Raw genomic sequence first — 15,007 nt, 5'->3', positions numbered from 1 at the left:
AGAGAAGAATAGGGGAAATTATGAAAAAAATATTGAGAATGGGCAGTGCATTTATTGGAATTATCGTAGGGGCGGGATTTGCTTCCGGTAATGAAATCATGACGTATTTTACGAGTTTCGGTTATTTAGGTATGATTGGCGCAGTGATTTGTACGGCACTCTTCGCTTACTTAGGAATGACATTAACGCGTCTTGGAAGTCGATTGCGAACAACTTCACATAAAGACGTGATCTACAAAATCAGTGGACGCTATTTAGGTGTAATAGTAGATGGTATTATCATCTTTACACTATTTGGCGTAGGTGTAGTTATGCTAGCGGGTGCGGGTGCTAATTTACATCAGCAATTTGGCTTGCCGACATTTGTAGGTAGTTTGCTTATGATAGTTTTGGTGTTCTTGACGATATTATTAAACGTAGATAAAGTAGTCGCTGTAATCGGCAGTGTAACACCGTTTTTAATTATTATGGTAGTTGTTGTCTCTGTTTACAGTATCATCACGATGGATACAACCTTCGCAGTTCTTGATCCTGTTGCCAAAGCATTGCCGACGACATTGCCTAACTGGTTCATATCTGCAATTAACTATGTGTCATTTAATATTGCGGTTGGTGCTTCGATGGCTATTGTCATGGGAGGTGCGGAAGAGGATGAAAAGATTGCGGCGCGAGGTGGATTTGTAGGTGGTCTTGGATTAGGTATTTTAATTCTGTTAAGTCATTTGGCACTTTTTTCACAAGTGGAAAACGTGGCGGGGGCAGATTTACCGATGCTTGCCATCATCAATAATATTTCACCGATCTTTGCAATTTTCATGGCGGTTATTTTATACGGTATGATCTTTAATACAGCAGTCAGTATGTTTTATGCGTTTGGTGCTCGATTCATCCAAAGTGGTACGATGAAGTTTAAGCTATTCGTAGCCTGTTCATTAGTAATTGGCTATGCACTGAGTTTTTTTGGATTCACAAATTTGGTCAGTACACTGTATCCGGTTGTCGGCTATTTAGGTCTGTTTTTAGTAGTTGCACTCATTATGGCTTCGATCCGTATGCCGAATAAAATATAAAAACAACCCCCGCGAATTTAAAATTCGTGGGGGTTGTTTCTGCTTAAACAGATTGTAACTGAAGGGCTACAGCTGGGCCGAAGAACTCGAAGTGAATTTTCTCTTCTGGAATACCCATTGCGTGAAGTTGTTGAAGTACGAACTCCATGAAGCCAGTTGGTCCGCATACATAGACATCACTGCCTGCAATCACGTTGTCTTCTAAGAATTCACGTGTGAACATGCCGTCTCCCTCTTCTGAATAAAGCGTTTTGTACGTAGAGTTTGGCAATTTAGCATTTAATTGCTCTAGTTTATTCGCAAATGCTTGTTGGCTGCGTGTACGTGCAGAGTGCAAGAATGTCACTTCACGTTCAGGAGACAAGTCTGCAATAGTTGAATACATAGCTTTCATTGGTGTAATACCCACTCCACCGCTGATTAATGTGACAGGTGCTGTACCAGTAGGATCCAAATAGAAGTCGCCTGCTGGTGCGCTGACTTCGACGATGTCGCCTACACTTGCATTTTCATGCAAGTAGCAAGATACTACGCCATTAGGTGATAATGTATCTTCACGTTTAACCGAGATACGGAAAGTCTCATCGTTTGATTTTTGAGACAAGCTGTACTGACGGTTGACAATATTTTTCGCACCTGGGATTTCCAATCGAATCGTAATGTATTGTCCTGGTAAATAGTATGGCAACTTTTTGCCGTCAACAGGTTTTAAGTAAAACGACGTAATGACGTCACTTTCTTCCACTTTGTCGATAATTTCGAAGTCTTTAAATAAATGCCATCCGCCATCAGCTTGTTCTGTATTCTCATACATATCTTTTTCTACGCCGATGAAAGCGTCAGCGATTACGCCATAAGCGGCTTCCCACGCATCCATAATTTCAGGTGTTGCTGCATCGCCAAGCACTTCTTTGATCGCTTTCAATAAATACTCTCCGACAATTGGATAATGTTCTGGCAAAATTCCCAGAGATACGTGCTTGTGCGCGATTTGGACAACCACCGGTAAAATGGCTTCTAGGTTATCGATATGTTGCGCTGCTGCGTATACTGTGTTTGCAAGAGCTGTCTGTTGACGACCTTGAGATTGGTTAGCATGGTTAAATATATCTAGTAATTCGGGATGAGCCACAAACATGTTTTTATAAAAAGCCGTAGTAATCGCGGTGCCGTGCTCTTCTAATACTGGTACTGTGGATTTGATAACGTCGATAGTTTTTTGATCTAACATTGATAATGCACAACCTCTCCGTATTTGATATCTCTATCATAAATCATTTAGAATTCAAAAGCTATATATTAAATACATGTTTAAAAATATAATGTGAATATTGTCACATTCTATTCAAAAATTAGTTATTCTTTTACGTGTAACGCCTGGTGTCAATCCATGATTTTTCAATTGAAAATGGTATAATGATGAAAGAGTAGAAAGTGGTGATATTATGCGTTTAACGATGTATACAGATTATTCGCTGCGTGTTCTGATTTTTTTAGCTTCCAAGCAATCGGATGAACTGTCCACAGTTCAAGAAATCTCGGATGCTTATCAAATATCGAAAAATCACCTCACCAAGATAGTCCATGAGTTAGGAAAACTGGAACTCATCGAAACCACTCGTGGGCGGGGTGGCGGAATCCGTCTCAGTGTAAATCCAAATAGCATTAATGTAGGCGAACTAGTTCGAAAAACAGAAGATGATTTCCACTTAGTCGAATGTTTTGATCCCAGTAAAAATATGTGCGTATTGTCTCAAGCCTGTCAGCTAAGGGGTGTCTTATACGAAGCACTTCAAGCTTACTTTGCTGTGCTAGATCGTTACACGATTGCAGATTTCCTTCATAACAAGGAAGAAATACAATCTTTACTATTTCCTACTAGTCAATCCTGAATAGTGTGATAGAATATAGTTAGTAAACATAGTGAAATAGGAGGAATTAAACATGTCAAAAGTGTTAGTCATTGGACATAAAAACCCGGATACAGATTCCATCGCATCAGCGATTACGTATGCATATCTTAAACAACAAATCGGTATGGACGCAGAAGCTGTTCGTCTAGGGACTATTACGAAAGAAACAGCGTATGCGCTTGAAACTTTCGGTTTTGAAGCACCACGCTTAATTGAAAGAGCAGCACCTGAAACATCTCAAGTCATCTTAGTCGATCATAACGAAAGACAACAAAGTGTCGATGACTTGGATGAAGTACAAGTGTTAGAAGTAATTGATCATCACCGTATTGCGAACTTCCAGACAAACGATCCATTGTATTATCGCGCAGAGCCAGTAGGCTGTACGGCAACTATATTGAATAAATTATTCAAAGAGCATGGCGTTGAAATTCCGAAGAACATTGCAGGCTTAATGCTTTCTGCGATCGTATCGGATTCGTTATTATTCAAATCGCCAACATTCACAGATCAAGATCAGGTAGCAGCCAAAGAACTAGCTGCCATTGCAGAAGTAGATGCTGCTGTTTACGGTTTGGACATGTTGAAAGCTGGAGCAGACTTAAGCTCTGTACCTGTAAAGGATTTGGCTAGTCTGGATTCGAAAGAATTTATATTCGGCGATGTGAAAATGGAAATCGCACAAGTAAATGCAGTAGACTTGCAAGATATTCTTGGTCGACAAGATGAACTGGAAGCGGAATTAAATGAAGTAATCGAACAAAAAGGGCTAGATTTATTCCTGTTTGTTGTGACGGATATCATCAATAGCGATTCCGTAATCATTGCGCTAGGAAAAGAAGCCGAACGTGCAGGTTCTGCATTTAATGTAGCATTCAATAATAATACGGCTTTGTTAAAAGGTATCGTTTCACGTAAGAAGCAAATTGTACCTGTATTGACTGAAGCACTTTCATAATAACCAGACTGTCATGGAAATCGGTAGCCCGATCTTCCGTGACAGTTTTTTTATCCTAAATCGAGGGGCTGTGTGGCAGGACCTTCCAATACGGTTCCATCCGCACGAAAACGTGATCCGTGACATGGACAGTCCCACGTTTGGTCTCCTTTATTCCAACGGGTACGACATCCCATATGCGTACAAATTGGGGAGTCAGTCCGGGCGATATGTCCACCGGCAAATTCCTTTACGGTACGCCCGGCTAATAGTAAAGCCCGGCTGGATAAAGAGCCGAAATCGGTTCTACTAGGAGAAAATAATTCGCTTGCGGCATTCGGTCGACCGATAATCGCATCCGAGATAATTTCTGCACAGGCTAAGGAATTAGATAATCCCCATTTTCGATAGCCTGTACTAATGTAGACATCCGGCGAAGAGTTTGAAATAGCTCCTGCATAAGGCACTAAATCAGGTGTGGACGGATCCTGAGCCGACCATTTGTAGACAACTTCAGGATGCCCCAATGTCGTTTTTATATCCTCTGTCAAGCTGTCATAATGTAGTTGGGTTTCTTTTTCCGAACCAGCAGGATGAGATTGAGCGGCTAGCAACAAGTAAGACTGGTCATCGATCGTCACTGTCCGTATCGAGCGTTTCGGCTCATCTACCGAGATATATTGATGATCAAATACAGTATCGGTTTTAGCCGCAGCAATATAGGAACGCTGGACGTCCAGTTTAAGAATTTGCATGCCTTCGAGTGCTTCAATGGGATAATGTGAGCAGATAACTAGTTGTCGATAACTCACTATTTTAGATGAAGAGAGTTTGACGAAATGACGATCAGTATCCAGAGCGGCTACTTGTGCATGTTCAAAAATTCGTGCACCTTCTTTTACAGCGAGCTCTGCCAATTGTTGTCCAAAACGCACTGGATGAATTTGTGCTTCGTCTTCAATCAGTAAAGTGTGAGCTGTTTCAAAAGGTAAGTAGGGTGCATTGCTCGCAAGTATAAATGGAATCCCAATCGCTTCATACGCTTTCTTCTCCGCAAGTAATCGTTCCGTACCTTCAGTTGTTTGAGAATATAGTACGGAGTGTGCATTTTGCAGTTGATCTGCTTCCGCAATGGATCGCGCAAAATCAACAGCTTGTTCATTTGCATTAAAATATTGTTTTGCGCTTTCCACACCAAACTGTTCAATCATGTCTGCATAGACTACATCATGTTGTGCGGTTAGTTTACCTGTAGAATTTCCCGTTGCCCCATGCAGCAAACTGTTTTTTTCGAGCAACACAACGTCCTTTCCTTGCTTAGACAAAAAATAGGCATTTGCTATGCCGCTCAGTCCGCCTCCGATGATTAACACATCACAAGTTAAATCATCATCTACAGTTGGATAGGTAGATTTCGGATAAGCAGTGGCGAGCCATAAAGATTGATTCATTCTGACACCTCATTCTATAAAATTATATAACCCAAGCATTAACATTGTTGCCAACTTTACTTGAATCTAAAATAGAGAATAGAAAGGTGGGGGAAAAAATGAAAATTGAAGTATGGTCAGATTATGTTTGTCCGTTTTGCTATATTGGAAAAAGACGTTTGGAGCATGCATTGAAGCAATTAGGGCTCGAGGGGGAATCGGAAGTTGTATTCAAGGCGTTTCAATTAGATCCGAATACACCCGTGGCTTCAGAGCAATCAATATTGGACGGATTAGCTAGTAAATTTAAAGTCACCAAACAAGAAGCAGAAAACATGATGAGTAATATAGAAGAGCAAGCAAAAACCGTTGATCTTCACTATCAAGTAGATCGAATGAAAACATCTAACACGCTTGATGCACACCGTTTAGTGAAATTTGCAGAGAAGCACAATGTAGAGAAGGAAGTGACAGAGCGTCTCATGCACGGTTATTTCGTGGAAGGGGAGCGTATCGATACGGAAGAAGTACTCGTAGGGATTGCAGCAGAAGCTGGATTGGAAGCAAAGGAAACCAAAGACATGCTTCATAGTAATGATTACGAGGATGAAGTAAAAAAAGACATCGAAGAAGCGCGGGAAATTGGTGTTCAAGGTGTACCATTCTTTGTAATTAATCGTAAATTTGCTATAAGTGGAGCGCAGCCTACTGAAGCATTTGTCGAAGCGTTTAAAAAGATTGTTGAGGAAGAGAAGGGTACAAAACCTAAGTTGCAAGTACTTGGCACAGATAATGGCGGGCAGTGTGATGATGGGGCTTGTGACATCTGAAGAATAGTTAAATAACTGAATGGTTTTTCAGACTGAAGAAAACTCTAGAAAATTAAGAGGAGTTTTGTCTTCAGTCTTTTTTGATAGGTTTCTAGTCCGTTTGAAGCAGTGCAATAGTTGAATGAAAATGGAATGGGTCCCAGTGAAATATCAATCAATGGTGCTTTTCTATTGTCTTTTTTCCTTGCAAATTACAACGGACATCTTGATATCAATAATATCGCCAACCATTACACCACCAGCTTCAATTGCACGGTTCCACATTAATCCGAAATCTTTTCGTTTGATTTTACCCTCGACGAGATACGTAGCACCGAAGACGGTGACTTCTTGGGGAGTGATGCAGAATAGGGCTCTTTTGGTCGTGTTTTTAACAGTCAAGTCACCGGACATTTGATATCTACCATCTGTATCGTTGTAAATTGTGCGGGAAGAGAATGTCATTTCGGGGAAAGTTTCGGCATTAAAAAAGTCCGCGGAGCATAGATGTAGATCACGGTCTCTATTCTTCGTCTGGATTGAAGAAACGATTACTTGAAAACTAATCTTTGTTTTAGTCAAGTCCGCAATGTTTCCTTGTAATTCTCCCGAAAACTCTTCAAACGTTCCCGTGACAGTTGATACCATCATATGTGGAACAAAGAAGCCAACAGTGGACGCCGTAGGATCTACCTTCCAAGTATTCACTTTCACTCCTCCTTACGGATATTTAGTTAGCTAAACTGTAATTGAAAAAACATAAAAAGTCAAAATGAAAAACCTTGTCAAAAGGACTGATTGCAAGCATACTAATAGATGGATAAGATTGTTTCCGTAAAACTGGAGACACGTATAGTGAAAGGACTTGATGTAGATGTCAAAACATCGATGGTTTGAAGATCTTCAAAATAACATAAAAAGCGGTTGGTTATTACTTGATGAGCCATTAAACAAATATACGAAAACACGTCTAGGTGGTAAAGCGGATGTCTTCGCGGCACCTGGCACAATAGAAGAAGTGCAAGCGGTTGTTAGCTATGCTTATCAGCATGAAATTCCTATTTTGTTGCTAGGAAACGGTTCTAATATGGTCGTTCGTGACGGTGGTGTTCGTGGAATTGTAATGTATATGGCAAACCTAAACCATATTGAGATTGTTGGTACTCGAATGATTGCGGAAGCTGGAGCAAATATTATCGATGCCTCTAAAGAAGCAGCGATAGCTTGTTTAACAGGTCTGGAGTTTGCTTGTGGAATACCGGGTTCAATCGGTGGTGCAATGGCAATGAATGCAGGCGCATACGGTGGAGAAATCAAAGATATTATTCATCAAGCGACTGTAATGGATGACAAAGGAAGAATTTTCGTGCTTTCAAAAGATGAGTTGGAGCTAGGGTATCGTAAAAGCATCATTACTACAGAAGGCTATTACGTCCTATCAGCAGAGTTCTGGCTCACACAAGGTGAACAGTGTGAAATTGATGCGGCAGTTGCCGACTTAACGTTTCAACGTGAATCAAAACAACCGCTTGAATATCCATCAGCAGGAAGTGTGTTCAAGCGTCCACCCGGTTACTTCGCTGGAAAGTTGATCCAAGATAGCGGCTTGCAAGGTAAAGGTTTTGGTGGAGCGGAAGTGTCTACTAAACACGCGGGGTTCATCGTCAATAAAAGTAATGCCACTGCGGCAGATTATATTCAGACGATTGAGATGGTCAAAGCGGAAGTGAAGAAGAACTTCGGGATTGATCTGGAAATGGAAGTGAAGATCGTAGGGGAAGAACTTTCTGAATAATAGAAGTTACAGGAGCTGTCCGCGAAATCATTATTTAATGACTACTCGGGATAGCTCTATTTTGATGTGAAAAGTAAGAGAGAAAATCCGCAAGGTGTCGGGGTGTAGATAGGTACTACGGTGATTACGCTTTCCTAAAGAGGCTGCCAGTTCGAAAGCGTCTCCTTTTACTTATTCCTTACCCCCACTGAAACCATTCTTAGATCTTGAACTTACTATCCATGTAAAAAAGAGAGGCCCCATTCTGGGACATCTCTTGTGATATTAATTTTGTATCTTGCACTGGATCTTGCTTGAGTCGAGTACTTGGTCATCTTCTATCTGTACCTGGCATATCTTGCTGTTTTGCATGAACTTAAAAATTCCGTTGTTAAAATCGGTCCCAATTTCCTTAAAGAAGATTCCCTCGTACTGCGCATGCTTGGTAAGCGTGAAATTGATGCGGAAGTTGTCGCCATCGGGAATCAAATACGCCCGTACGCCTTTTTCAAACGATCCTTCTATCTCACTTTTAATCGCACGATCAACCGACACGACATGGAAATCAACAAATGGAATTTCTCTTAACAAGACGTTCATGAAAGAGCCTTTTGTGATTTCCTCCCAGCGGCTTTGCGCGGTCTGTCCGATGATGATTTGTGTAATGCCAAATTGGTGAGCCACTTCTTTAATGACTTTTGCAGTTGGGCGCTTCTCATCGTCGCGGATAATGAATGCTTCAACATCCAATTCGTCTGCAAGTTCTTTCCAACGATCTATATACTCGGACTTCTCGACATCAAAATCATCTAGTGGTGCAGGGTCGACTGTCAGGATATAAAGCGGACAGTCCATGATTGTTGCAATTTTATATCCTCTATTAATGAGACGTTCACCATTTGGACCGTAATACACACAAACGAGAATACTCTCGTCCATACGGCTTTTCATTTTGCCCATAATGACTCATCACCTCTTCGAATTCTATAAGCTAATTGTAACTGGTTCACACTTTAGGGGATTGCTTTCCGTTGCAACTCCGCCAGAGAACCTCATCCTGTATAGGATTACGAACGTGGACTTACTGTATACTGACCGCGCTTTTTATGCGGTTTTCGATAAAGTAGTGTATACTTTCGAGTAGAGATTGTACACTTTGCTTAGAGTCCCATTATGCATAACGTACAGTGTTCAGTCAAGAGTCTCTGAGCATTCTATTGACACTAACAATCGATTAATTCTGGGAGGTGTTAGATTGATTACCGTCTTACTGGCAATATTCATTCCATTTATCGCAGCAGGTTTGGTTCCATTTATACATAAATTTTTGACCGGAAGTCGGATCGGTTGGTTTGTAATCACCATTCCATTGTTCTTGTTTGCCTTACTAATTCGTCTTGTTCCCTCGCTTTCGGAAGGGGCGTCATATTTATACACGTTGCCATGGATACCTTCTGCAGATGTCTACTTTTCCACGCATTTAGATGGGCTAAGTATGATCTTTGCTTTATTGATTACGGGAATTGGTAGTCTGGTTGTATTGTATTCCATTTACTATCTTTCTGAACGGGAAGCGATTGGTCGCTTTTATACATATTTGCTATTGTTCATGGGAGCTATGCTAGGTGTCGTGTTATCCGATAACCTGATTGTTCTGTATGTGTTTTGGGAATTGACGAGTATTTCTTCCTTCTTATTAATTGCTTTCTGGTATCACCGAAAACAGTCAAGGTACGGAGCGAAGAAATCCATGCTGATTACTGTCACAGGTGGTATTTTCATGTTGGTTGGATTTTTAATGCTTTATACGATTACAGGAACGTTCAATTTGCAAGAATTAGTCGCTATGCGAGAAGTGATTGCAGCAGACTCATTGTTCATCCCTGCTATGTTGCTTGTTTTAGTTGGTGCGTTCACTAAGTCCGCACAGTTTCCATTTCATATCTGGCTCCCTGACGCAATGGAAGCCCCTACGCCTGTTAGTGCTTACCTACACTCCGCTACCATGGTTAAAGCGGGTATTTATTTAGTAGCCCGGTTCACTCCAGTCTTCGCAGGTGACACGACGTGGTTCTTCGTCGTATCTTGTGTTGGATTATTGACGATGTTGTGGGGATCTGTCAATGCGGTGAAGCAAACGGATCTGAAAGCGTTACTCGCGTTTTCAACAGTGAGTCAGCTGGGTATGATCATGAGTTTGCTTGGTATCGGCTCATTGGCATTCGCTTCCTCTGAAAGCACGCACATCGCGTTATTTACCGCTGCTACATTCGCTGCATTATTCCATATGATTAATCATTCCACCTTTAAAGGGTCTTTATTTATGGTCGTCGGAATTTTAGATCACGAGCTGGGAACACGTAATATTCAACGACTTGGTGGCTTGGCAACGATCATGCCCATTACTTTTACCATTGCATTGATTGGTAGTTTTTCCATGGCAGGACTTCCTCCATTTAACGGCTTCTTAAGTAAAGAATTATTTTTTGAAGCGACGCTGTCATTGAAAGAAGCGAATCTATTATCAATGGATTCGTTGGTTTTATTGTTCCCAATCGTTGCATGGGTCGGCAGTATATTTACATTTATTTATTGTATGATCATAGTATTTCAGACGTTTTTCGGCAAAGTACATGCACCGGTTCCCGGACAAAGACCTGCCCATGAAGCACCGATCCAGATGTTGATTTCACCTATGGTACTTGGCAGTCTGGTCGTACTCATTTTCATATTCCCGAATCTGCTCGGTACGTATATTTTAGGGCCAGCAATGAATGCGGTCTATCCACAATTTGTGGGGATGCCTGGTCTAGTACCAGAAATAAAAGTGTGGCATGGTTGGGGGATGCCGATTTACATGACGATCGGCGTGGTGATCACGGGTGTTTTATTGTATTGTTTCTTGCGTTACTGGAAAGGTATTTACAGTTTTGGCTTTTTACAATGGACGCTTGATCGCTCATATAATGCGTTATTACAACGGGTTGAACGAGTGGCTTCTGTGGTGACGAAAACGTATATGACCGGATCGGTACGGGATTACGTTGCATATATCATGTTGTTTTTCATTGCACTTGTCGGTATAGGTTTGCTAGGTTTTCAGCAATTCATTTTCGACTTTTCAAATGATGCTGTGATTGAAATTAATGAAAGCATCATTATTTTCGTTATGATGTGTTCAAGTGTAGCGATTTTATTTGCCAAATCCAGAATTACTGCAATTATTCTTAACGGTGTGCTAGGCTATTCCATCGCCATTCTATTTGTAGTATTCCGTGCGCCAGATCTGGCGTTGACACAAATAATAGTCGAGACGGTTACAACGGTGCTGTTCTTATTGTGCTTCTATTATCTACCAGAATGGAGAAACGAGCATAAGTCGATCTCCATGCGAGTACGGAATGGATTGATCGCGGTTGCATCCGGAGTTGTGGTTACCGTTATCGCTTTGCTCGTACAAGGCCATTCCTTGTATCCGTCTATTTCCGTTTACTATGAAACGGCATCACGGCTTGCAGGTGGTTTGAATGTAGTGAATACGATACTCGGTGACTTCCGCGCATTTGATACGATGTTGGAAGTATTGGTATTATTCATCGCAGGTCTTGGTGTCTATTCATTAGTCAAGTTGCGTCGCAAGAAGGGAGTGGATCACCCTGAAGAAAAATGATGTGATCTTACAGACAGTGACGAAGATCGTATTTTTTATCATCTTGACGTTTGGTGTGGAACTTTTTTTATCAGGACATAATAATCCGGGAGGCGGCTTCATTGGCGGACTGGTGCTCTCTTCTGCGTTTGTATTATTGTATTTAGTTTATGACATAGAAACGGTTCACCGAGGCACGCCATTTGATTTTAAGCGAGTGGCGGCGCTTGGTGTGTTGCTTGCGGTAGGTACGGGAATGTTCTCGTTAGTGTTTGGCGAGCCCTTCCTATCACAGAAGACATGGCTTGTAGACTTACCGGTTTTTGGTGAGACAGAACTTGGAACGATGACGATTTTCGAAGCAGGGGTCGCACTGACTGTCCTCGGTGTTGTCGTGACGATTATTTTGGGAATCAGTGAGGATGTGGAGTAATGGAGACATTAATTACCCTTCTGGTAGGTGTGCTAGTGGCAGTAGGCGTTTATTTACTTTTATCAAAAGAGATGTTGCGAATTATTTTAGGGACAGCAATTCTGTCGCATGCCATCCATTTATTATTATTGACAATGGGCGGTTTAAAAAAGGGTGATGTTCCTTTGCTGACAGAGACGGCTGCTGAATATACAGATGCACTGCCGCAAGCGTTGATTCTGACGGCGATTGTTATCAGTTTCGCGGTGACAGCATTTTTACTCGTATTGTCTTACCGTGTGTATCAAGAGTCTGGACCTGGATTGCGAGGGCAAGAAGATGAATAATATATTGGTATTGCCTATGATTTTGCCTATTTTGGTAGGTGTGATTTTAGTATTCTTACGTCCTTATATTCGTGTACAACGTGTACTTAGTGTACTGACGACGATCGCTTCTGCTGCTGTGGCGGCCTATTGTCTCCAACAAATTCATTTGAACGGCATCATGCGTTTGGACTTTGGAGATTGGTTACCACCGCATGGTATTTTGTTTGTGGGCGATTCATTCGCCATGTTATTAGTATTGGTTGCGTGCATCGTTTCCAGTATTATTTTGCTGTATGCATTCGCTACGACAGGGATTGAGACAGAGGCGATGTTTTTCTATCCATTCTTCCTGTTTTTAGTGGCGGGAGTCAATGGCTCATTTCTGACTGGCGATTTATTTAATCTGTTTGTTTGTTTTGAAGTAATGTTACTGGCTTCCTATGTGTTGCTGACACTTGGCGGGCGTAAAACACAGTTAAAGGAAGGTATTACTTATGTATTGATCAATGTGCTGGCTTCTTGGTTTTTCTTGTTGGGCATTGCGTATTTATATGGTGTACTGGGTACGTTAAACATGGCACATATCGCTGCGCGCGTAGCAGAAACGGGACAAGGACCTCTACTGACATTGATCGCAATTATTTTCTTGATAGTCTTTAGTTTGAAAGCGGGTTTGCTACTTTATTTCTGGCTGCCGGGTTCTTATTCCGCACCCCCTACTGCGGTCGCGGCACTGTTTGGTGCATTACTGACAAAGGTCGGTATTTATGCGCTGTACCGCATGTTCACATTAATCTTCATACATGATCCAATTATTTATAAAATCATTGGCGTGCTAGCCATTGTCACAATGGTTGCGGGTTGTCTCGGAGCGATTGCCTATTCAGATATACGTCAGATCGTTTCGTATAACGTCATCATTTCCGTTGGTTTTGTGTTGACAGGTCTTGCGGTTGCTACGAATACTGCATTTCAAGGTGCAAGCTATTATTTGATTCATGACATGGTCAGTAAAGCATTGCTGTTTTTATTGGCAGGTACTGTCGTGTATTTGACAGGACGTTCGAAGTTCAATGAAATTAGCGGCCTAATCCGAAACTATCCGCTAGTCGGTTGGTTATTTTTCTTGACGATGCTAGCGATTGCCGGAATACCGCCATTTAGCGGATTTATCGGTAAAGTGTACATAGGATTAGGTGCAATTGAAGCAGGATATTACGTGTTACTTGCAGTGGCATTTTTATCGAGTATCGGTGTATTGTATTCACTTCTTCGTATTTTCCTCAATAGTTTTTGGGGTGAAACGACGATTAGTGAAGATGATCAGAAGCCTTTTCAAAAGAAGATCGGCTTGCCGCTCGTATTGCTTGCAATACTCGTTGTCGGATTAGGTATAGGTGCAGAACTGCTGTCGCCTTATGTCCAGGACGCAGCCGATGCATTAGCAAATCCGGAACAGTATATACGTGCTGTGATGGGTGACGATTTAGAGTAGGGAGGGGGAGACGACATGCCGTTACAGCTTCTGCTGAATTTATTCATCGCATTTTTGTGGATGACGCTGATGGATGAAGATGAACTGAGATTTACGACATTTTTCATGGGGTTTTTAGTCGGGCTTGGCATTATCTTTGTCATGAGCCGTTTTTTCGATACGCATTTCTATTTGCGCAGAGTATATGCCGCCTGCAAGCTCTTGTTAATCTTTATAAGGGAACTGACGCAGTCAAGTATTGTGGTCATCTCCCAAATCATGAGACCTACACTGCGTATTAAGCCTGGTATCTTTAAATATAAAACTATTTTGACGAGTGATGTGGAAGTGACTATGCTGTCTATGCTTCTCACCTTAACGCCAGGCTCGGTTGTGATGGAAGTATCCTCTGAGGGCAATGAGTTATATATTCACGCAATGGACGTTGAAGAGTCACGCGACGGATTGATTAAGCAACTGAAGAATTTCGAGAAAGCGATTATGGAGGTGACACGATGATAGCAGGTATGCTGACAATATCGGTCATACTATTCGCGCTGACCATTTTGGTGGCAGTCATCCGGATTATCTTAGGTCCTTCACTACCGGACCGTGTGGTGGCACTCGATGTAATCGGTGTGAATTTGATTGCTACAATTGCCGTCGTGTCGGTGATTTTAAATACAAAAGCATTTTTGGAAGCCATCTTGATCCTAGGGATTCTTTCCTTTATCGGAACGATCGCATTTTCCAAATTTATTGAGAGGGGGAAAATAGTTGAACGTAAGCGAGATCGGTGAATTTATAGGGGCTTTATTGATTTTGACAGGGGCTGTTGCCAGTATGTTAAGTGTCTTTGGGTTGATCCGTTTACCGGATGTCTATACTCGGTCACACGCCGCAACGAAAAGTTCGACATTGGCAGTATTATTGACATTATCCGGCGCATTCGTCTATTTCCTCTTCTCTGAAAACTTTATCAGCGTACGGTTGCTTCTTGGTATCGGCTTTGTGTTTTTGACAGCACCGGTGGCGGGGCATGTAATCATCCGTGCTGCTTATCGATCGAAAGTTAAGCTAGCGGATATTTCTACGGAAGATGAATTATATGAAAAAATCCATGGACAAAACAAAGACGATATCCAGTAAGTGTTGATTGAAATGAACAGAAGAGTCAATTGATTTTTTACTATCATATCTATTATAATTG

16 protein-coding genes are annotated in these 15,007 nt (G+C 41.6%); 12 read left to right on the top strand and 4 right to left on the bottom strand.

All coding sequences use genetic code 11. The features are described 5' to 3' along the window. Positions 1-20: 20 nt before the first annotated feature. Positions 21-1,070, top strand: coding sequence for a YkvI family membrane protein (locus tag SporoP8_RS07580; RefSeq protein ID WP_085131946.1), 1,050 nt, complete (start codon positions 21-23; stop codon positions 1,068-1,070). A gap of 43 nt (positions 1,071-1,113) precedes the next feature. On the opposite strand, the gene hmpA is transcribed toward SporoP8_RS07580, so the two are convergent. Continuing rightward, a complete protein-coding gene (gene hmpA / locus SporoP8_RS07575) occupies positions 1,114-2,301 on the bottom strand; it encodes an NO-inducible flavohemoprotein (protein WP_085131945.1) in 1,188 nt (395 codons plus the stop codon). Positions 2,302-2,515: 214 nt separating this feature from the next. Between hmpA and SporoP8_RS07570 the strand changes: the two genes are divergently transcribed. Together SporoP8_RS07570 and SporoP8_RS07565 are read left to right on the top strand one after the other, a co-directional pair. Next, positions 2,516-2,962: an RrF2 family transcriptional regulator gene (locus tag SporoP8_RS07570; protein ID WP_085131944.1), complete on the top strand. Its 447-nt coding sequence runs from the start codon at positions 2,516-2,518 to the stop codon at positions 2,960-2,962. Between the two features lie 52 nt (positions 2,963-3,014). Then, entirely contained in the window at positions 3,015-3,941 is a 927-nt protein-coding gene (locus SporoP8_RS07565) for a manganese-dependent inorganic pyrophosphatase (RefSeq protein ID WP_085131943.1), read from the top strand. A gap of 50 nt (positions 3,942-3,991) precedes the next feature. Here the strand turns inward: SporoP8_RS07565 and SporoP8_RS07560 are convergent, their stop codons facing one another. After that, positions 3,992-5,371, bottom strand: coding sequence for an FAD-dependent oxidoreductase (locus tag SporoP8_RS07560; RefSeq protein WP_085131942.1), 1,380 nt, complete (start codon positions 5,369-5,371; stop codon positions 3,992-3,994). A 98-nt stretch (positions 5,372-5,469) separates the two neighbouring features. Between SporoP8_RS07560 and SporoP8_RS07555 the strand changes: the two genes are divergently transcribed. After that, a complete protein-coding gene (locus SporoP8_RS07555) occupies positions 5,470-6,180 on the top strand; it encodes a DsbA family oxidoreductase (RefSeq protein WP_085131941.1) in 711 nt (236 codons plus the stop codon). Between the two features lie 168 nt (positions 6,181-6,348). Here the strand turns inward: SporoP8_RS07555 and SporoP8_RS07550 are convergent, their stop codons facing one another. Beyond that, the gene (locus SporoP8_RS07550; protein WP_085131940.1) at positions 6,349-6,867 is read right to left on the bottom strand and encodes a YceI family protein; all 519 of its coding nucleotides are present in this window, start codon (positions 6,865-6,867) and stop codon (positions 6,349-6,351) included. 166 nt (positions 6,868-7,033) lie between these two features. Between SporoP8_RS07550 and murB the strand changes: the two genes are divergently transcribed. Further along, entirely contained in the window at positions 7,034-7,954 is a 921-nt protein-coding gene (gene murB / locus SporoP8_RS07545; protein ID WP_085131939.1) for a UDP-N-acetylmuramate dehydrogenase, read from the top strand. 264 nt (positions 7,955-8,218) lie between these two features. On the opposite strand, the gene SporoP8_RS07540 is transcribed toward murB, so the two are convergent. Next, the gene (locus tag SporoP8_RS07540) at positions 8,219-8,893 is read right to left on the bottom strand and encodes an adenine nucleotide alpha hydrolase family protein (protein ID WP_085131938.1); all 675 of its coding nucleotides are present in this window, start codon (positions 8,891-8,893) and stop codon (positions 8,219-8,221) included. A gap of 295 nt (positions 8,894-9,188) precedes the next feature. Here SporoP8_RS07540 and SporoP8_RS07535 point away from each other — a divergent pair, with 295 nt between their 5' ends. The 7 genes from SporoP8_RS07535 to SporoP8_RS07505 are packed head-to-tail and all read left to right on the top strand — an operon-like array spanning position 9,189 to position 14,946. Continuing rightward, a complete protein-coding gene (locus SporoP8_RS07535) occupies positions 9,189-11,603 on the top strand; it encodes a Na+/H+ antiporter subunit A (protein ID WP_198166093.1) in 2,415 nt (804 codons plus the stop codon). Continuing rightward, on the top strand, positions 11,590-12,015 hold the full coding sequence (locus SporoP8_RS07530) for a Na(+)/H(+) antiporter subunit B (protein WP_085131937.1): 426 nt from the start codon (positions 11,590-11,592) through the stop codon (positions 12,013-12,015). The genes SporoP8_RS07535 and SporoP8_RS07530 overlap by 14 nt, the downstream gene beginning before the upstream one ends. Further along, entirely contained in the window at positions 12,015-12,341 is a 327-nt protein-coding gene (locus SporoP8_RS07525) for a Na(+)/H(+) antiporter subunit C (protein WP_085131936.1), read from the top strand. The genes SporoP8_RS07530 and SporoP8_RS07525 overlap by 1 nt, the downstream gene beginning before the upstream one ends. Then, entirely contained in the window at positions 12,334-13,818 is a 1,485-nt protein-coding gene (locus SporoP8_RS07520; RefSeq protein WP_085131935.1) for a Na+/H+ antiporter subunit D, read from the top strand. Before SporoP8_RS07525 ends, SporoP8_RS07520 begins: the two co-directional genes overlap by 8 nt. A 15-nt stretch (positions 13,819-13,833) precedes the next feature. Next, positions 13,834-14,316, top strand: a complete 483-nt coding sequence (locus SporoP8_RS07515) for a Na+/H+ antiporter subunit E (protein ID WP_085131934.1) — start codon at positions 13,834-13,836, stop codon at positions 14,314-14,316. After that, a complete protein-coding gene (locus SporoP8_RS07510; protein WP_029054753.1) occupies positions 14,313-14,597 on the top strand; it encodes a Na(+)/H(+) antiporter subunit F1 in 285 nt (94 codons plus the stop codon). Before SporoP8_RS07515 ends, SporoP8_RS07510 begins: the two co-directional genes overlap by 4 nt. Further along, entirely contained in the window at positions 14,575-14,946 is a 372-nt protein-coding gene (locus SporoP8_RS07505; protein ID WP_085131933.1) for a Na+/H+ antiporter subunit G, read from the top strand. Before SporoP8_RS07510 ends, SporoP8_RS07505 begins: the two co-directional genes overlap by 23 nt. Positions 14,947-15,007 lie beyond the last annotated feature (61 nt).

Source organism: Sporosarcina ureae (genome assembly GCF_002101375.1).
In the GTDB taxonomy this organism is placed as follows: Bacteria; Bacillota; Bacilli; order Bacillales_A; family Planococcaceae; genus Sporosarcina; species Sporosarcina ureae_B.
The sequence above is the reverse complement of the archived record's forward strand: the minus strand, read 5'-3'. Positions and strand labels throughout refer to the sequence as shown.

Coding starts and splice junctions, on each gene's coding strand:
- SporoP8_RS07580 (WP_085131946.1), top strand. CDS start 21: ATGAAAAAAATATTGAGAATGGGCAGTGCATTTATTGGAATTATCGTA.
- SporoP8_RS07565 (WP_085131943.1), top strand. CDS start 3,015: ATGTCAAAAGTGTTAGTCATTGGACATAAAAACCCGGATACAGATTCC.
- SporoP8_RS07525 (WP_085131936.1), top strand. CDS start 12,015: ATGGAGACATTAATTACCCTTCTGGTAGGTGTGCTAGTGGCAGTAGGC.
- murB (WP_085131939.1), top strand. CDS start 7,034: ATGTCAAAACATCGATGGTTTGAAGATCTTCAAAATAACATAAAAAGC.
- SporoP8_RS07520 (WP_085131935.1), top strand. CDS start 12,334: ATGAATAATATATTGGTATTGCCTATGATTTTGCCTATTTTGGTAGGT.
- SporoP8_RS07560 (WP_085131942.1), bottom strand. CDS start 5,371: ATGAATCAATCTTTATGGCTCGCCACTGCTTATCCGAAATCTACCTAT.
- SporoP8_RS07570 (WP_085131944.1), top strand. CDS start 2,516: ATGCGTTTAACGATGTATACAGATTATTCGCTGCGTGTTCTGATTTTT.
- SporoP8_RS07540 (WP_085131938.1), bottom strand. CDS start 8,893: ATGGGCAAAATGAAAAGCCGTATGGACGAGAGTATTCTCGTTTGTGTG.
- SporoP8_RS07515 (WP_085131934.1), top strand. CDS start 13,834: ATGCCGTTACAGCTTCTGCTGAATTTATTCATCGCATTTTTGTGGATG.
- hmpA (WP_085131945.1), bottom strand. CDS start 2,301: ATGTTAGATCAAAAAACTATCGACGTTATCAAATCCACAGTACCAGTA.
- SporoP8_RS07555 (WP_085131941.1), top strand. CDS start 5,470: ATGAAAATTGAAGTATGGTCAGATTATGTTTGTCCGTTTTGCTATATT.
- SporoP8_RS07510 (WP_029054753.1), top strand. CDS start 14,313: ATGATAGCAGGTATGCTGACAATATCGGTCATACTATTCGCGCTGACC.